Raw genomic sequence first — 18670 nt, 5'->3', positions numbered from 1 at the left:
TCAATTCTATATCCTTTGAATGGATAAGCCAAAATTGTCATTCTGCGTTGACGTAACGAGATTCAAGACGAACTTTACTTCACTAGAGTTCCAAAATCAATCGTGTCATGAAACCAGCCCTTTCAGTTGTATTCCTTAATGGCACTCCTATTACGAGGCCGACAGATACTGCATCGTTTAATGCCAGCTTTAGCTGTGGATGCAGTACACTATGCCATCCGGCCACATTCTTTTCCTGGTTACATTCTATTCCCAAAAAATATCCTCCATCCCATACATAATGGATACTTGTATGTAATTGATATCCTATGTAATTGTCCCCTTTACTGGAAGAAAACATCCACTCGGGTCCGGTGTACAATAAGGAGTGGACATGTTTTCCCCATCGTCTTGCTATGATTAGTATTGGATTCTCTGAGACTCCTTTCATTAATTGGTGTCGATGGCGAATAGAATAAAAAGAGTGAAAACGAAATTCATGTATAAAAGCAAATGCCATGGAAGTTTGCCAATCTTCAGACACTAAAAAGGTATACTGGTTCGCCCACTTAAGCCCTTCTATCCGATTACTCGGAACATTTGCCAACGGATCCGAATGATTTCCTTTATAAAACGAAAAATCAGTTTCCACCTCCATTCCCCATCGATTTGCGACAGCGAATTCGAACTCCGCAAACCCTCCCATTTCCTTGTATCTCCCGTTCATTCCGTAACTCAAACCGATGTTAATCTCTTTTTCTCCTTTGTGAGCGCCGAGATCACGTATTAAATCCATATAAAGTGGTTCGGCATGCTTTAGCTTTAGCGGTAATGTACCTGACTCCACTTGGGCACAGCTGTTTTTGGTAGTCGCAAGCAGCAACATCAATAGTATCCATTTTATCATCCAATGTTCCTTTGTTTAATGGCAAGCTTAGAAAGGGAAACTGGAAAGAAGTTGGAATTGCGTAAATCTCTTTTATTTTATTTAGGTGTGTTACAAGAATGAATCCTCTCAAAAAAAAGAAAGGCGACCTAAGCCGCCTTTCCTATCTATTAGGTTTGATGCTATGCCATCGCAGCAGATATACCGTATCGCTGTGATTGACGAGCTAATGCAGTATTATACTCCTCAAGTAACGAAATATATTTATCTTTCCAATACGATACCTCCTCCACATGTTGGATAGAATCGTGGAACACTTCTTTTTTGCGTTCGAACTCCATTTGAAAATCTTCGGAGTTGAAAAGCTCGGGGAATTCCCGCGAAAAATCGTGGCGTAGTGTTACACCGATCTTGAAAATAATCTCTGATTTAACTCGTGGTTGCCCGAACCAGTTATAAATTGATCTTCTATTCACTTTCATCAAACGACTTAACTCACTAATACTGTAACCGTTGCGCCTAATTACCATTTCGATAATTTCGCCATAATGTTTGTCCATAGGTATGCTTTTATTTCAGTAGCACAAAGGTGAGAAATAAAGTAAAAAGTAACAGAAGGATTAATACCTAAATTAACACAGGAAATTTCCTGTTTTTGAGAAAAAATGCTGAAACTTTCATTTGATTTCGCCTCAATATCACAAATCCGCAAAGCAGGTACATAAAATTTGTGAGCAGATTAAAACAAAAAACCCAATAAAGAAACAGATTCGCTATTTCCTTTATAGTTTTAAGATTTTTTGTAGAACTAAAAACAATACATCAACTTGACGGTTAATTATTAACAATAAATTTTGTTTTTACTAGTTATAAAGCTCCTCGAAAGAGGGGCTTTTGCGTTATTAACCCTACATCGATCCATGCGGCCGGTAATCGTATTTATTTTGATCTCTAGTACTACATCAAAGGTAACTATTTTCATGGCCGTTAACCTAGTAATTACAAATGGAGAAACGATCCATCGCACCAAAAATGATTATAAGGATTAATATATTTCCATAACTTTGTAAGTCACTTATCGGTTACCTCATGAAAGAACTTAAAGTATCCATGCTCATAAAAAAATACCAACGCCTGATTGAGTTGGAACCCAACGAACTCAAAAGAAATATTTATCAAGCAGTTTTAGAGGATCTGATGAGTTTACTTGAAAATAAAGTAGCTCCCAAATGATAATAACACAAAAAAAAGTTCTATCTCGGAGCCCATAGGATCTTCCCTTTACCGAAAGGCAACGGATATTCATGCGGTTGGTACGCTGGGACCTGTCCAAATCAACCTCCAACAATGTCTAATTCACACCCGTTATAATCGACCGTAGGCTAGTAGTTTTGTACATTGACAAACGAATTTTAAAAGAACATTTGTAAAAAAACAAATGAACGACTTAGTCCCTTTAGTCTATGAAAATGAAATCGGCTGAATTTATTACACTCTCCGCTTGCACGATGATGCTTACCGCCTTGGGAATTGATATTATGCTGCCCGCATTTAGTGAAATTCGGAAACATTTTGGCCTCGCTGCGGAATCAAACGCCACGGCGCAAATAATAGTATTCTTTTTTATGGGGCAGATTGCACAACTCGTTTTCGGTGCACTTTCTGATCGTTTTGGCAGATTAATTATTTTGCGAATTGGATTTCCTCTATATATTATCGGCGGCATTGCTGCAACTTATGCACCCAGCCTAAGCATTATGTTAGTCGCCCGCTTTATAGCCGGAATGGGAGCATCAGCTGTTTTTATGACCGCGATCGCCGGTGTGAGGGACCGGTTTGTTGGCGATAAAATGGCTAGCATCTTATCGCTGATCTTCACCATATTTTTGTTCACACCTGTTTTTGCTCCCTTCTTAGGTCTGGCGATTCTATCTTTTTCGACTTGGCGTGCCGTATTCTTAACACCACCCTTATTTGCGGTTGTAGTATTTGTTTGGTCATTGCGGATGGAAGAGTCGCTGCCGCTTGAGAAACGCAGTAAACTGAACTGGAACACTATCAGTCAATCCATACGATCCATTCTTAGCAATAGCGTATTTCTAAGATATACAGCAGTTACCACGTTTCTTTTCTCAGGTTTAAGTTCTTGGGTTTCTAGCTCTGAACATATTTTGGGAGAAATATACGGAAGACCTGAACTATTTGCATGGATCTTTGCAAGCGTTGGTTTTATTGCTGCCTTATCAGCACTTACTAATTCACGGCTTTCATCTAAGTTTGGCGCAAGACGAACCATACGAGGGCTGTTGATTGTTTACAGCCTCGTAGGAGCATTATTGCTTGCCTGCACCTTTGCTTGGGGAGATCCGCCACAGATGACTTTATTTTTTATTGCCATTGCTTTATTGGTTGGCCTTAATTTAGCAGTTGAACCAAACAGTAGTGCATTGGCAATGGAACCAATGGGCGACAGGGCAGGAATGGCATCGGCTATATATGGAACTTCATTCTTTTTCATTGGGGCGGCCTTGGGCTCGTTTATAAGCAATCTGCTGGCCAACACGGTATTCCCATTGATTGCCTCCTTTTTTTTAATTGGAATTGTTACCCTTGCTTTAGTATTCGGAGATAAACGGCCAAGCACGGCCCGGTCTTAATCGTGTTAAGTTGCTGCCAATAAAAACACTTCTCCACTCGCAGGCAAAAGCTGATCAGCTCTGTCTTTGAAATAGGTTTGCTCCATCTCTTTAGTAGAAAATACCCGCGCCTCCTTAAAACCTGCTTCCTTAGCTAAGGCCAACACCTCATGTGGTGCAAAAAAACTCACAAATGGTGTTCCTGCTTCACGGGCGCCCTTTTCCGCTATTTGTTGTAAAGGTTTGTCTTCCTCATCCATTAATGCTAGCGGTAAATAGAAAGTCATAGCAAGTTGCGAGCCCGTGGCGAGTGAAGCGATCTGCTTCAGGGTGGATACAATAGCTTCCCTAGTAAGATATAGGGTTACACCTGTACAAACCACTACGGCAGCTTTATTCGCGTTAAATTTTGATTTTAGCAGTTCTTCCAACCACGAGGTGGCTTCAAAATCGACCGGTACAAAGTGTAAATAATCGGGTATATTATACCCTAAATCAATAAGCCGCTTTTGTTTCCATGCTAGCGTACTTGGTTGGTCTATCTCAAACACTTGAAGCTTGGACGCAATATCCGGCCTGCGTTGTACGAAGGTATCGAGCCCGGCACCAAGAATTACATACTGCTGAATACCGTGCGCACTTTGGTCAATGATTAAGTCCTCAATGAAACGGGCGCGGGCAACAATTGAAGCGCGAAGACGCTTCGTAAATTCCGGATGCATGTCGGGTCGTTCCCGCCAACCGGCATCGGGTGCAACGAGCCTCAATCCTAGGTCATCTTCTATTATAGGCGGTTTTCCGTCCACTTCTAAATGTAAAGCTCTCCATAAAGCGGTTCTTACCGCCGTATTATCCGGTTCCATTATCTTTTGTTCCATATGTGTTTTTTTCCTTTCTGCATGGGAGCTAAGTCCAACCAGTTAATGGTATTTTTCATGCTTTTAAATTTTCAATTCACAGCGTGCAAAAATAACGCCTCTGAACTTTTGAAAATTGTAAAAAACCGACACGACTTGTTTAGGGTCTCCATTCGGGAAAGCCCGGCATACGTTCCGCAGCATCTCTTTTATATATCTTGGGGCTTACTCCCGAAAACCGTTTAAAATCGTGAATAAAATGGGATTGGTCGAAATAGTCAAGCGAATACGCAATATCTGTTAATGAAGCACCGCTGCGCTCTTTCAACAATGTAATCGATCGTTGGAAACGCATTATACGGATGTATAACTTTGGACTAATGCCAATATAGCTTTGAAAAAGGCGTTCCAATGAACGTTCAGATAGGTTAAGCTTGTTCAAAAGATGAGGAATGTTACCCCCTCTCTGCAATATCTCTATGGCATAGGTCAGCATTGTACCCGAATCTTGACGACGACCCGCAAGCCTGTTAAAACAGGTAAAAAGACAATTTGCTTGTTCTTCCAGCGAATCAGCATGGAGCAACTGTTCGGTCAAAGAGGTTTTAATCAGATCATGAATATTTATATGCTCGTCCCTTAGCTCGTTGGCATTCAGATTGAATAAATTTTTAAGGGCCGTCGGTCGAAAATTTATACCGCTTAGCTGAATACGCCCTTTCGCTTGTAAATTTCCATAGTGCGTTGCTTGGCCAAAAATAAACAACTGTGGTAATCGATCCCCTCCAAAACCAGTAAATACGGCGGGATCTCGCTGAAAAATGAGTCCGGGAAAGCCACTGGACATAACCGTAAATACCCTTTGTGACATATCATCGACGGGTGCTTCCAAAGACCATAGGCAACTAATATATCGTGCTAACGATGGCGGCGGCGCTATTGTCCGATAATTCATATTCTAAACTTTGCTTTGCTAAAATACGGGATCAAAAAAAATAAAAAAGATACCCATAAGGCCGGATTTAACGCTTTAATAAGAGAACGTTGATCTTTAACAAAGACGCATGATCTCCATTAACTGTTGACATCAATGGCCTTTCAAAGAAATCGGTACAATTTATTCACATAATAAGTATCTTTCTTTCGTAATTTCATGTAGGTGTATTTATTATTTTTACCTGCAAATAAGTTTCATCGGCTATAGTAGTAAGTATCACGAATGCCTCAAAAGCCACAAATAACATGAAAAGAAAACCGAAAATAAATCATATAATACCACTTCTTGTCTTGACTTTTTTGCTATCTTATTTTAGAACGCTTGCGCAAGATCGTCCGAATATTATTGTGATCTTGGCAGACGATTTAGGATATGCCGACTTAGGGTGTTATGGAAGTGAAATTCCAACACCAAACCTGGATAATTTAGCTAAACGAGGTATCCGCTTTACCAATTTCTATAATACTGCTCGCTGTTGCCCTTCTCGTGCGACTTTGCTTACAGGCGTTTACGCTCACCAAGCCGGTATTGGGCACATGATGGACGACAAAGGGCCTGAACATCCGGGATATCGCGGACAGCTGAATGATCACACAATCACCATCGCCGAATTATTGAAAAACGCAGGCTATTTTACCGCTATGACCGGCAAATGGCATGTCGGCCAGCCTCATGGCGTAGTTCCCTGGAAGAGAGGCTTCGATCGTTCACTGAATGCACCGGCAGGTGGTTTTTACTACGGTAACGGAAAGAACGCAAAACTTTTTTTAAATGGCCGTGCATTAGACAATAACGCTAAAGAATTACCCAAGAACTGGTACTCAACCGACTTATGGACAGACTATGGATTGCGCTTCATTGATGAAGCTATTTCAGAAAAAAAGCCCTTCTTATTATATCTGGCGCACAATGCTCCCCACTTTCCATTACAGGCTCCGGCTGCTGAAATTGAAAAATTTAAAGGTAAATATATGAAAGGTTGGGACGCATTACGACGGGAACGCTATGAAAAACAAAAGAAACTTGGGTTGATTGATCCGTCTTGGAAATTGCCACCATTCAACCCTAATGTACCTAAATGGGAAACCCTCAGTAAGAAAGAAAAAGAAAAGTATGATCACATCATGGCTATTTACGCCGCTGTAATAACGCATCTTGATAAAAGTATTGGTGATTTGGTATCGGGACTGGAAAAAAGGGGTGTATTGGACAACACACTGATTCTTTTTATATCCGATAATGGAGGAAACGCAGAACCGGGCTATGAAGCTAAGTACGAAGGCCCTGATCCTGGATCCTCACAGTCGACCGTGTTTTTAGGACAAGGGTGGGCGGAAGCTGCCTGTACACCATTTTGGTCATATAAGCATCATACCCATGAGGGAGGGATTTCTTCTCCTGCCATTATTTCCTGGCCAAATGGCATTCCTACCTCGCGAAATGGAGCGTTTGAGCGGCAATCTGCGCATATTGTAGACATACTAGCAACGCTCGCTGAGATCGGCAGGGCCGACTACCCGAACAGCTGGAAAGGAAAGGCAATTTTACCGCCTGAAGGGATTAGTTTAAAACCTGTCTTAGCTGGTCAAAGACTTAAAAGATCGCAGCCCATCTTTTGGGAACACGAAGGGAATAAGGCTGTACTAAATGGCAGATGGAAGCTTGTTGCCGAGTGGCCTGAAACATGGCAACTCTATGATCTACAAGCCGACCGCACCGAATTGCACAACTTGATATTGGAAGAACCGGAAGTGGCCGGGCGCTTAAAACAACAATATGAATCGTGGTTTAAGCGTGTAGGCGCCGAAGCATGGGATAAAGGAGTGAAGTGGTTCTATGATTATGAAAAAGCGAAAAGCGAAACAATAAAATAATTTATACTCGCCTACAATTTGTATCTTTCATGTATCAAAAAGTGACTTTATGAACTTCTTAATTTTTTTTACGCTGATTCTTTTTACGGCAACGGGCTACGCCCAGCAACCCGAGCAAACAACATCAAAAAAGATTCATCAATTAAGAATCTATGAGATTTTTGATCATAATAAAGACGCATTTCATAAAAGATTTAACGATCATGCGCTGCGTATCATGAAGTCTTATAACTTTCATATTTTAGGTATGTGGGAAGCTAAAACTGATGATAAAACTAAATTTATCTATTTATTAGAATGGCCTGATACGCAAACGATGGAAAGCTCTTGGAGTAAATTCATGGCAGATGAAGAATGGAAAAACATTAAACAGGAAACGGGAAAAACGCATGGTGTTATGGTCGGCGAAATTGAAGATATAAGAATGAATTCTGTCCCTTATTTCCCTACCTCCGGTTTATCCAACCACTTCACTCGTGGCAACTGATCAATACTAAAGGATATTCCCTGCATTAGGGCAACCTAAGTGTGCAGTACCGGCTAAAAGATAATTGAGAATTTCTTTTAAAAAAATTGCGTAGCTAAATAACTACACATATATTTGTAGTCAAATAGCTACATGATGAACTTAAGAAGAGACGTATTCCAAGCCATAGCTGATCCAACCAGAAGGGCTATACTTTTATTGCTTGCTTCGCAATCGATGACTGCAGGCACCATCGCTTCCAACTTTGATACCGCCAGGCCGACCGTTTCCAAACATCTTCAAATACTTACAGCGTGCGAATTGCTTGCTCAAGAGCAAAATGGAAGAGAGATTTACTATCACTTAAACCCTCGAAAGATGAAAGAAATTGCGGATTTTATTGAACAATTCAGGCAATTATGGGAGGATCGATTCGACAAGCTCGAGCATATTATGAAAAACTACAAAATAGATCAATAAGAATTATGAAATATAAGACGCAGGTGCATGCCGTAGATGGTAAGCAGGAATTAATGATTACGAGAGAATTTGATTTACCTCTAGAACTTCTTTTTAAGGCTCATGTAGAGCCTGAAATTGTTAAACAGTGGATGGGAACGAATGTACTAAAACTTGAAGGTAAAAAGCATGGTAGTTGGCAATTCGAAACAAGAGATGAGCAGGGAAACGTTCTTTTTCGGGCCAACGGAACAATCCACGCGTTTATTCCAAACCAAAAAATCATACGGACATTCGAAATGGAAAATGCACCTTTTGACGTTCAACTTGAGTTTCTGGAATTTGAACAACTTACGGTCGACACAAGCAAACTCACGATACACACAATATTTAGATCGGTAGCTCTTCGCGACGAAATGCTAAAGTTACCTTTTGCCCAAGACATTAACATGGCACATAACCGTCTACAAAACATGGTAAACAAATTAAAACAAGAAAGATGAATATGCTAAATCGCTCCGCTGGCAAAGCACGAAAAATTACTTATTGGATTGCTACACTTTGGCTTTCATTGGGAATGCTTTCGACCGGAATTGTCCAATTAATGAAAATAAAAGAGGAGGTCGATGTGACATTACATTTAGGCTATCCGATCTATTTATTAACAATAATAGGTATTTGGAAAATTTTAGGTGTTGTAACGGTGCTTATTCCTAGATTTGCTTTATTAAAGGAATGGGCTTATGCAGGTTTTTTCTTTGCTATGTCGGGAGCGATATTTTCTCACATAGCATCCGGCGATCCGGTGAAAGAAATATTTCCGCCGCTACTTCTTTTAGTTTTAACGGTAATATCTTGGTATTTCAGACCGGCGGAGAGAACGCTTGTCACAGCTAACCGATAATCGAATAGACCTAGTATGCTACCGCAGACTATTAAAAAACTAAAAAAAACATGAATCCTAAAGTTGATTTCTTCTTCAATGAGGAACAAAAGTGGCAAAACGCATTTAAAAGACTAAGAACGATTATACTTGACTGTCAGCTAAGCGAAGAACTGAAGTGGGGTAATCCTTGTTACACGTTCCGAAACACTTCTCCTGATAACCAAGAAAGAAACATCGTTTTAATCCACGGATTTAAAGAATATTGCGCCCTTCTGTTTTTCAAAGGAGCTCTCTTGCAGGACATCAACGGCATCTTAATTCAGCAAACAGAAAATGTGCAGGCAGCGCGCCAAATCCGATTCACGCATGTGCAACAGATAATCGAGATGGAAGCCCTCATAAAGGCTTACATCTATGAAGCGATTGAAGTAGAAAAAGCAGGATTGAAAGTAAATTTCAAAAAGACTGCGGATTTTACAATCCCGGACGAATTTCTGCATAAGCTAAATAAAACACCGGTTTTGAAAGCTGCATTTGAAGCATTGACGCCAGGCCGGCAAAGAGCCTATATCTTTCATTTTTCTCAGCCTAAACAGGCGAAGACAAGAGAAGCGAGGATTGAAAAGTGTATACCACTAATACTGGAGGGAAAAGGATTAAACGATTAATATGTTGGTTTGATGCTTTCTGAAGTCGTAAACTAAATCATCTTAATTGAACTGAATAACAAAGCAAAAATAATATGGCAAATAATACAAAGAGGTTGTCTAAAGAGCAATCTGAAGAGCTATTCAAGACATTGAAAATGCGCTTTGAAAAAAATATGCAACGTCATAAGAATCTTGACTGGACAAAAATACAGGCACGATTGGAGGGAAATCCTGAAAAGCTCTGGTCTCTACATGAAATGGAAGTGACCGAAGGTGAACCGGACGTTGTCGGCTTAGATCAAACTACAGATGAATACATCTTTTTTGATTGTTCAGCGGAAAGCCCAAAGGGGCGTCGAAGCATTTGCTATGACCGCGTCGCACTGGATTCAAGAAAAGAACATAAACCGAAAAATAGCGCGATGGATATGGCTGCTGAAATGGGTATTGAAATGTTAACGGAAGAACAGTATCGCTCCTTACAGGAGCTTGGAAAGTTCGACATGAAGACATCCAGCTGGATAATAACACCCGAAAATATTCGAAAACTTGGCGGTGCTCTTTTTTGCGATCGTCGGTATGACCATGTCTTTGTATATCACAATGGTGCCGACTCTTATTATGCTGCTAGGGGTTTTCGTGGTTCGCTTAGGATCTAATTTGATTTAGAGGGCAAATATTAGACCTAAACAAAACTAAACAAAATAAACCCCGGCACTAGCCGGGGTTCGAAACAAGTACATATAAATATTTAATATATTATTTTAACGTTTATCTTTTTAAATTGGTATCACTAAGATTAAAATCCGCGAGGAATACCATCTGCGTCTTGTAACCGTAAACTCATAAATTGAATTACTCGGATCAAGGTATTTTAATCTCTCTGGCCGTTTCTACATAAAGCATAATCTGATTGACAACCCGTGGTAGATTTCTTTTCACTTCGTCTGACCAAAAACGAAAAACAGTATAGCCCATTTCTCTAAGCTTTTCATGATTGATACGGTCTTTCTGCATGTTACGTTCAATTTTGGGTATCCAGAATGCCTTGTTGCTTTTAATTTGATGTTTGTTCTTTTCCCAATTATAACCATGCCAAAATTCACCGTCAACAAAAATTGCCAATTTGTATTTTTTTATAACGATATCGGGTTTGCCGGGTAAGGCCTTATCATGTAATCTAAAACGCAGATTTTTGGCCCAAAGCGCACGACGCAGCGTCAACTCCGGTTTAGAGTTTTTGCCTTTCACACGCGACATGTTGTAACTACGCTGCTTCGTAGTATAAAAGCCGGCCGCCTCTTCAAAACGTGGCACCTTAATGGGATCTTCGCCTGCGGGATGAAATACCATAACACAAAGATAACACTCTTTAATGAGGCTTGTTTTAAGGCTGTCTATTACAATGTACATGCGTAAGAATCGCTGGTGCCACTTACTGGAGCGGGGGCTTGGGCCTTCTTGAATTTCCATTAGGTATCGTCATGATTTTTCTGTCATATAAAGGACTTAAGAATTACAATTACATTGCTATTAGACGGCTAGTTCATACTATTTACGACTTGCTCCATCATTTTTACGGAAATCCCATTGTCCCTATGTCACCAAGCTCATCAGCAGGGTGTGCCGTATGCGATCCAGTGCTCGCTATCTGGTTCTTTATGAGCGCTCCCTCCGTTTTCGAGCTTTTCAAAAAGAGAACATTTGTAGAACTCCAATAACGTTATCGCATGTATCATTTTATTATTGGAAGGCATTTATGGCAATTTTTAAAACCGTTTGCTAAGTAGCGCGTTACTTCAGTAGAACATATAAACCGAGCACTAATGGCATCACACAAATTGTTTATCTTCCATCTTTTATCGTTGATCATTTTTTTTCACGCCGCCTGTTCGAACGGCAAGGATCCGGAAAAATATATAGGCTTTTGGCTAGACCCGGGCGATGAGTTGGCGATACCGACAGAAATTAAGCAAAAAAATGGGAGGCTTTATATCGTGATGAATGTTAATGGTGAACAGACTGAATTACCGGCTATGTTTGATCGGGAGGGAAAATCTATCCTTGCCAAACTACCGATGCCTACCGGTAATTTGGTCGATGTGAAAGCACGTTATCTAAGTGAAAGCAAGCGCCTGCAAATAGATATCGCCGGTATGTCAAACGAACTTTCCAAAATATCTGAAGCGGTGGCAACTGAGCGCAAAAAAAAGATAAACGAATTTTATGATCCAAGCTTCTTCGTAGGTAAATGGATTGACATAAAAACAACCAATCCGGATTCCATTGAAATTTCGAAGCAAGACGACCAGTACTTTCTTAAAACAAAACTCGATAGCACTGAAATACGCTATAATAAGCGTTTTTTTGAATGGTTTTACATGGGTAATCCCAATACGATACGTCGATTGAAAAACGGAAATATCGAATGGTCTATCGGTGCTTTACGTACGGAATATAGAAGACTGTGATTAACTACTCCAAATTTAAATTATGATCATTTTCGAACGCCAGTGTTCATAATCGAACAGTGATAGAGAATTAAAATCGTTAGCAAACACAAAAAAAATGCGCTTTTAAAGGTGGCAAGCTTCTTGGTAGGTATCGGTTACACCCCTACTTTTAATGCGATGGTGTTGAACCAGTAGGCAGATTTATTTGTAAAATGATCAATAATACCCTGAAAATTGCCCTGCGCCATTTATGGCGCAATCGCCTTTTTACTACTTTAAATGTTTTCGGCCTGTGTATCAGCATCTCCGCTTGCTGGATTATATATCGTATTATTGGTTACGAATTCAGCTATGATGCACAACTCCCTAACAAGGAACATATCTACAAAGTTATTTCCTCTTTCGTTTCTGAAGATAAAACTTCAAAAATGGGGGGCGTGGCGGCACCCTTATACCAAGGAATCCAGGAAGAAATTACCGGATTGGAGCACGTAGTTCCCGTATTCTTTCAGGGAATTAATCGCGCGGAAACGCAGCGGAATGGAGAAAAGTTTACATTAGAGGACCCACAGCATGTCGCAGCAACGAATAACCAATACTTTCAAATGTTGCCCTATAATTGGTTAGCAGGCGACAAAGTAACGGCCTTAACAGATCCAAAAAGTGTTGTCCTTACCGAGCGTCGTGCAAAGGAATATTTTCCAAATGCAAAACCGGAAGATATGTTACATCAAACGATTACTTATTATGGGCGGGATACTGTACAACGAACGGTAACCGGCATCGTATCCGATTTTAATAAACCTTCCGAATTTATCGCGGAGGAAATGATTGCCCTGCCTGGAAAAGTTTATGAAAGCTACATGTGGACAAACACAAATGGAGGTGATCGTCTTTATCTACAATTCAAAAAAGATGCAAATGTAATCGCCAAGCTCAAGCAGATTAACGAGCTTGATAAAAGACATTGGAAAGCTTTTGCAGATGAACGGGGAAGTGAATTAAAGAAAACCAAATCGTATGAATTATTACCTATACAAGAGGTGCATTTTGCAACTGATGTAAGCGATTATGGTATTAGTAAAACCAGTAAACCGGTCATGTTTGGACTAGTAGGCATCGGTGTTTTTTTATTGATACTTGCCTGCATCAACTATATCAATACAAGCGTTGCCCAAATGCCGCAACGGGGAAAGGAAATAGGAGTGCGAAAGACCTTGGGAAGCAGTAAATGGCATTTGATGAACCAATTTTTAGTGGAAACGCTGTTGACTACATTTATAGCGTCGATATTGGCGTTTGCTTTCGGCAAAATCGGATTTTCAATATTAAAGGAGCTTATTCCTACAGGAGTTACCTTTAGCGGCGAACCTCATGTATTCCCGCTATTCGTATGCATCATTATAATACTAATAACATGTTTAGCGGGCCTTTATCCAAGCTGGCTTATCACGAGGGTAAAAACAGTGGAAGTGTTTAAAAATTCCTTCACTGTGATCCGCTCGGGCTCGCGATTCAGCTTACAACAGGCATTAATTATATTTCAGTTTGCCATTGCCATGGTGTTTATTATCTGTACCATTATTGTCGGCGCACAATTGCGCCATACGTTGAAAGCAGACATGGGATTTAATAAAGAAGCCATCGTGCTGATTGATATACCCTGGAAATATCTTGGTGATGCTCGTTATAGCAATAAGCAATTTACGTTGTTCTCTGAACTACGCAAACAACCAGGCATCAAATCTGTAGCCTTAGGTATCCCGCCCCTTTCCTCCGGGTATTCGTCCAGTCCTTTCCAGACTGCAGTGGATGGCAAAGACTTAAACATGATAAAAATGTTTAAAAAGAACATAGATACAGCGTACCTCCGACTTTATCAAATGCAACTCGTTGCAGGAAGAAATATACTTCCTTCTGATACGATCAGCGAATTTGTGATTAACGAGGCCGCTGTTAAGGCTTTTGGCTTTCCTTCTCCCAAAGAGGCTCTCGGTAAAATGATCAATCAGTTAGGCAACACCAAACATGCTATTGTAGGTGTCGTGAAAGACTTTCATACACAAGATTTTTATACTTCAATAGAGCCTTTGGTCATGATGTCAGACAAGTCAAGCCTGTCTACATTGAATATTAAATTAGATACAGAGAATACGGATCAATGGCAAGCAACGCTTAAAGCAATTGAACATCAGTGGCGTAACTTCTATCCACCTGAAGGTTTTCGATACACCTTTTATGATGAAACAATCGAGGCCATGTACAAACAAGAAAGGCAAATTGCTAAACTTATTAACCTAGCGATGGCGATAACACTCTTCATCAGTTGTCTTGGCTTATTTGGCTTGGTTACGTTGACTGCTTTCCAGCGCACAAAGGAAATTGGCATACGAAAAGTGTTAGGTGCAACGGCCATGGGCATAGTAACCATGTTATCGAAGGATTTTATAAAGCTTGTAGTAATTGCCCTAATTGTGGCGTCGCCCGTTGCCTGGTGGGCGATGAATAAATGGTTAGAAAACTTTGTCTATAAAATTAATATTGAATGGTGGATGTTTGTGGTAGCAGCCGCTTCGGCAATCACCATCGCTTTGCTGACGGTTAGTTGGCAGGCCATCCGTGCAGCCCTTGTCAATCCGGTAGATAGTTTAAGGAATGAATGACTATATTTAATTGCCTCGCCTAAATCTATGTAATCACCTCGGGTAACACCTCTCCTTACCCGACGGGGCCTATCTTTGAGCTGTCAGTGGATATTGTCAGCTTGTTTTAGCAATTTTATGTAAATTGGCATCGATGCCAATGGAAATTTGCATTTCAATAAACATCGGACACCTAAAATGATTTTTGCAACAGATTTTTTGCGCAAGAGAAAAGTGGTGCTTTGGCATATCGTAGGCTGGTTTATCCTGATCGCTTATGAGGTAAGTTTTATAGTGGCGTTGAAGGTGGGGTTAACGCTTGGCAGAGCTTTGTGTTCGTATAGTCTCGCTATCGCATTATTTTATTTCCATGCCCATTGGGTATTAACCAGAAAAAACAAATACTGGCTGTTTTTCCTTATACCGATCGAAATCATCGCCTATTATACAATTCAGACACTTTTCCTTTATTTAGGAGTCGATACTGAAAACAGCGGCCGTTATAATTTCGAAACCCTATTGATTAAACATAGTTATCGCGCCCTTTTCTTTATAATGCTGAGCACAGTATATTGGATTTTTATTAATGCGCTGCAGAAGCACCGACAAGTAGCGAAATTAGAACAAGAACGTGCTGAAAATGAGCAAAAACAGGCAGAACTGAAAATGAAATTAATAAAATCACAAAATGCTAAACTGCGTACGCAAATTGAACCGCATTTCATTTTCAACACCATGAACTTCATCTATGATGCAGTAGAAGGCGTATCAGAAAAAGCAGGCGAGGCAGTTTTGCTCTTGTCGGAGATCATGCGCTATACCTTGCAGAAAACAGATGATGACCATGAGGTACCGCTTCAGATGGAACTGGAGAACATCCGAAATCTCATTAGAATAAACCACATAAGAACCAATGGCAAGTTAAATATCACCCTAGAAATCAATTTGGTAGACTATGACCTGAATGAATTAAAAATTCTTCCTCTTTTGTTTACTACCTTTGTGGAGAACATGTATAAACATGGCGATTTAACGGACCACCAGGCTCCCGGTATTGTTTACGTAATTGCCGAACATGGTGAACTTGTATTTAAAACCTGGAATAAAAAACGTACACATATGCCTGTTCAGGGGACTTTCGTCGGCATTTCAAATGCGCGCGAAAGACTGCAAAGCTTTTACAATGACCGTTTTAGCCTATCCATTGAAAACAGAGTTCATGACTTCTTGATTGAGCTCAAAACTAGATATGCGCATGATACGTTGTTATGTAGTTGATGATGAAGCAGCTTCTGTAAGCCTGCTAAGCAAATTCATAAACAAAACGCCCACCCTTGAATTATTGGGATCCTCATTAAATCCCTTGGAAGCTTTACAAAAATTTCAACAAAATGAAATCAGGGCCGACATCACCTTTCTTGACATTAACATGCCTGAAATATCAGGTTTGGAATTAGCCAATTTAATTAAAGACTATACGCATATTGTCTTTACTACAGCTCACACGCAATACGGTTTAGAAGCATTTGATCGTGACGTCATCGACTACATTGCTAAACCTTTTGGATACGAACGATTTTTAAAAGCGGTATCGCGTTATCAAAAACTTAAGCAGAGTACCCAACAGCCAAGCAAAAAAGAAAATTACTTCTTTATTAAAAGCGATATAAAGGGTAAGTTGATCCGTGTTTTAATAGACAAAATTCTGTACATCGAGTCGACGGCCAATTATATCACCATTTATACACCTACTGAAAGCTATATGACTTATATAACCTTAACTGAAGCAGAGGAATACTTAAAGCCATATGATTTTGTCAGGGTGCATAAGTCTATTATCGTCAATCCAAAAAATATTAAGTCGATTGAAGGCAATAAGATTTTACTTGGCAATGAATTGACAATTTTAGCAAGTCCCGGCTATCGAAAAATATTATCTGAAAAAGTCAACCAAAGTTTATTGATTTCTAAGCGACGCAACTAGCACTCCTATTAGTTTAAATATCAATACCCCACTCCTGCTCATAGAGTGGGGTAAAGAATGGATTATTTAGCGGAGAGTAGTTCAAAAATGCGCTTCCCGATATCGCTGTTTTGCATAAAACCAGTAAACCTAGCGGCTCCGGGGCCATAACTGTATACAGGAATAGGGGCACCGGTATGGTCATTGGTAACGAACTCACCGAGTACAAAGCCCTTCTCATAGTTACCATCTACCAATACCAATCCGCCTGTTTCATGATCAGAGGTCACCACTACCAGTGTTCCCTCATTTTTATCGGCATATTGCAAGGCCTTTCCCAATATCCTATCAAAGCTTAGATATTCCTCAATACATTGTGCAATCTTATTGCTGTGTCCACCCCCGTCAATTTTAGCGCCTTCAACCATCATAAAAAAACGATCATGCCGCTTTTCCATTAGAGCCAAGGCATCGTCAAATGCATCTTCCAACATATGATAACCCCTGGAAGGATCATCTTGGGCCAGACAAATAAGCTGCTCGCCGGAAACGGTATTTAGCTCACGTAGGTCGGTACAAATAACGGTACCTTTTGTCATTAATTGCTGTTTCAGTTTAGCGCTGTCTGCGACTAAGCTTGGGTGGCTGCCACCTACAAATAGCTTTACAGGGCTTTTAAGGATATCATAAGCGATGGCTGTCGAATAGTCGCGCTCGCTTTGATGTGCAAAGAAAGAGGCGGGTGTTGCGCCGGGAAGTCGATCGTTTGTGAGAATAGCACTTGGTATATGTATGTTATTCAACTTCTCCGGTAAATTGGGCAAAGCTTTGCCGGTACTATCGTTACCGATGTAGCGATTTTTTGTTTTTTCACCCGTAGCAAAAGCTGTCGCACCTGCTGCGGAATCAGTGTTGTAATCATCCGCCGGTGCAGTGTTCTGAAAACCAATATGCTTAAACTGTGTCATATTCAATTGGCCACCATTGATGGTCGCTGCTGCCCATTGCTGGTTGAAACCTGCTCCGTCGCTGATAAGCAAAATGACCCGCTTCACCTTTCCTTTCGTACCATCCTGCTTATAGCTTGGCCGATATATTTCATGCTTATTTTTACGGGTATAACTATTCACCTCGTATCTATTTAAAAAGCTAGCCAGAATATTCGGTGAATCGGTATTTAGGTAATCTACTCCCAATTTTATAAAGGCCTGCCAGGCCGTTTTGGTGTCGGGACAGCCCCAGAAGCGTACGGGTTTACCAACTGCATGCACCGAATCGATAAAATGCTTTACTTTGTTCCGCTCCGGCTCAGTTATTCTTCCCAAACCGTTCCAAACACTGAAAGACTGAAAAGGTGCACTATAGAATGCGACTCGTTTAAGCTGTTCATCGCTATAGCGAAGCTGTGTACGGCCATCAAAGTAAAATATTGGATCAAAGGCCCCGAAACGCTCCGGCTTAGGCATATCACCACTAATTACTAAACGCACGGCATCCGGATTTCGGTTTACATCAAAATAAGCCCGAATGGGCGCAAGTTGGCGCTCCAATGCTTTCAAGGTAGGCTCTCCATCTGTTTTTAAGTCGATCAAAAATTGTAGTTGCCCACCTTCAGGGTATACCTTACCATTATGCAAAGATATCTGTTGCAATAAGGGCTTTAGATAGAGATTCTGAATGGTGTGTCCGGGTTTAATCTCCTCCTCTTCGTGTGCTACATAAAGTGAATCATTTTTCAGAAACACGTCTATTTCGATGGAAGCAAAACGATTCGCATAAGCTGTATAAAAAGGCTGTGCTTGTAAATAATCGTTGTGCGAATGCGCGTTTTTGTTAACCGTGTACTGCTGTGCGTGCGCAAACAGCCCGCTACTTGCCAAGCTGCACGCACATATCCATTTTCTTATATTCATCTAATACTT

20 protein-coding genes are annotated in these 18670 nt (G+C 40.5%); 14 read left to right on the top strand and 6 right to left on the bottom strand.

Going from position 1 to position 18670, the window contains the following annotated elements:
• Positions 1-82: 82 nt before the first annotated feature.
• Both E0E36_RS04470 and E0E36_RS04465 read right to left on the bottom strand, forming a co-directional pair.
• Positions 83-886, bottom strand: coding sequence for an HAEPLYID family protein (locus E0E36_RS04470; protein WP_130854874.1), 804 nt, complete (start codon positions 884-886; stop codon positions 83-85).
• Positions 887-1047: 161 nt separating this feature from the next.
• Positions 1048-1425, bottom strand: a complete 378-nt coding sequence (locus E0E36_RS04465; RefSeq protein WP_013664252.1) for a hypothetical protein — start codon at positions 1423-1425, stop codon at positions 1048-1050.
• A gap of 529 nt (positions 1426-1954) precedes the next feature.
• Between E0E36_RS04465 and E0E36_RS27645 the strand changes: the two genes are divergently transcribed.
• Both E0E36_RS27645 and E0E36_RS04460 read left to right on the top strand, forming a co-directional pair.
• Complete coding sequence (locus tag E0E36_RS27645) at positions 1955-2098, top strand: hypothetical protein (RefSeq protein WP_157622183.1); 144 nt, start codon at positions 1955-1957, stop codon at positions 2096-2098.
• A gap of 230 nt (positions 2099-2328) precedes the next feature.
• The gene (locus E0E36_RS04460) at positions 2329-3522 is read left to right on the top strand and encodes an MFS transporter (RefSeq protein ID WP_130854873.1); all 1194 of its coding nucleotides are present in this window, start codon (positions 2329-2331) and stop codon (positions 3520-3522) included.
• Between the two features lie 5 nt (positions 3523-3527).
• Here E0E36_RS04460 and E0E36_RS04455 read toward each other — a convergent pair whose 3' ends face one another.
• Both E0E36_RS04455 and E0E36_RS04450 read right to left on the bottom strand, forming a co-directional pair.
• On the bottom strand, positions 3528-4379 hold the full coding sequence (locus E0E36_RS04455) for a class I SAM-dependent methyltransferase (protein ID WP_130854872.1): 852 nt from the start codon (positions 4377-4379) through the stop codon (positions 3528-3530).
• 139 nt (positions 4380-4518) lie between these two features.
• Positions 4519-5313 (bottom strand): AraC family transcriptional regulator, encoded by a 795-nt coding sequence (locus tag E0E36_RS04450; RefSeq protein WP_130854871.1) that lies wholly within the window; start codon positions 5311-5313, stop codon positions 4519-4521.
• 287 nt (positions 5314-5600) lie between these two features.
• On the opposite strand from E0E36_RS04450, the gene E0E36_RS04445 reads away from it, so the two are divergent.
• The 7 genes from E0E36_RS04445 (at position 5601) to E0E36_RS04415 (ending at position 10349) form a co-directional block, all read left to right on the top strand.
• Entirely contained in the window at positions 5601-7229 is a 1629-nt protein-coding gene (locus E0E36_RS04445; protein ID WP_242627122.1) for an arylsulfatase, read from the top strand.
• A gap of 49 nt (positions 7230-7278) precedes the next feature.
• The gene (locus E0E36_RS04440; RefSeq protein WP_013664258.1) at positions 7279-7716 is read left to right on the top strand and encodes an NIPSNAP family protein; all 438 of its coding nucleotides are present in this window, start codon (positions 7279-7281) and stop codon (positions 7714-7716) included.
• A gap of 135 nt (positions 7717-7851) precedes the next feature.
• The gene (locus E0E36_RS04435; RefSeq protein ID WP_041387956.1) at positions 7852-8175 is read left to right on the top strand and encodes an ArsR/SmtB family transcription factor; all 324 of its coding nucleotides are present in this window, start codon (positions 7852-7854) and stop codon (positions 8173-8175) included.
• Positions 8176-8180: 5 nt separating this feature from the next.
• Entirely contained in the window at positions 8181-8657 is a 477-nt protein-coding gene (locus E0E36_RS04430; protein WP_130854870.1) for an SRPBCC domain-containing protein, read from the top strand.
• Positions 8654-9058: a DoxX family protein gene (locus E0E36_RS04425; protein WP_130854869.1), complete on the top strand. Its 405-nt coding sequence runs from the start codon at positions 8654-8656 to the stop codon at positions 9056-9058. The genes E0E36_RS04430 and E0E36_RS04425 overlap by 4 nt, the downstream gene beginning before the upstream one ends.
• A gap of 50 nt (positions 9059-9108) precedes the next feature.
• Positions 9109-9708: a YdeI/OmpD-associated family protein gene (locus E0E36_RS04420; RefSeq protein ID WP_013664262.1), complete on the top strand. Its 600-nt coding sequence runs from the start codon at positions 9109-9111 to the stop codon at positions 9706-9708.
• 74 nt (positions 9709-9782) lie between these two features.
• Entirely contained in the window at positions 9783-10349 is a 567-nt protein-coding gene (locus E0E36_RS04415; protein ID WP_130854868.1) for a DUF4256 domain-containing protein, read from the top strand.
• A 205-nt stretch (positions 10350-10554) separates the two neighbouring features.
• Here E0E36_RS04415 and E0E36_RS04410 read toward each other — a convergent pair whose 3' ends face one another.
• Complete coding sequence (locus E0E36_RS04410; protein ID WP_242627121.1) at positions 10555-11163, bottom strand: very short patch repair endonuclease; 609 nt, start codon at positions 11161-11163, stop codon at positions 10555-10557.
• Here E0E36_RS04410 and E0E36_RS28310 point away from each other — a divergent pair.
• From E0E36_RS28310 to E0E36_RS04390, 5 genes are all read left to right on the top strand, one after another.
• Entirely contained in the window at positions 11142-11411 is a 270-nt protein-coding gene (locus E0E36_RS28310) for a DUF6010 family protein (RefSeq protein ID WP_377476620.1), read from the top strand. The genes E0E36_RS04410 and E0E36_RS28310 overlap by 22 nt on opposite strands.
• A gap of 105 nt (positions 11412-11516) precedes the next feature.
• Positions 11517-12161, top strand: coding sequence for a hypothetical protein (locus E0E36_RS04405; protein ID WP_130854867.1), 645 nt, complete (start codon positions 11517-11519; stop codon positions 12159-12161).
• Between the two features lie 194 nt (positions 12162-12355).
• A complete protein-coding gene (locus E0E36_RS04400; RefSeq protein WP_130854866.1) occupies positions 12356-14806 on the top strand; it encodes an FtsX-like permease family protein in 2451 nt (816 codons plus the stop codon).
• A gap of 177 nt (positions 14807-14983) precedes the next feature.
• Entirely contained in the window at positions 14984-16063 is a 1080-nt protein-coding gene (locus tag E0E36_RS04395; protein ID WP_130854865.1) for a sensor histidine kinase, read from the top strand.
• On the top strand, positions 16041-16769 hold the full coding sequence (locus E0E36_RS04390) for a LytR/AlgR family response regulator transcription factor (protein ID WP_165446912.1): 729 nt from the start codon (positions 16041-16043) through the stop codon (positions 16767-16769). Before E0E36_RS04395 ends, E0E36_RS04390 begins: the two co-directional genes overlap by 23 nt.
• Before the next feature lie 62 nt (positions 16770-16831).
• Here E0E36_RS04390 and E0E36_RS04385 read toward each other — a convergent pair whose 3' ends face one another.
• Positions 16832-18661 carry an alkaline phosphatase gene (locus tag E0E36_RS04385; RefSeq protein WP_130854863.1) on the bottom strand — a complete coding sequence of 610 codons (1830 nt, stop codon included), beginning with the start codon at positions 18659-18661 and terminating at the stop codon, positions 16832-16834.
• Positions 18662-18670 lie beyond the last annotated feature (9 nt).

The organism is Olivibacter jilunii, from assembly GCF_900607235.1.
Lineage (GTDB): Bacteria > Bacteroidota > Bacteroidia > Sphingobacteriales > Sphingobacteriaceae > Olivibacter > Olivibacter oleidegradans.
This window is presented reverse-complemented; position numbering and strand designations above follow the sequence as displayed.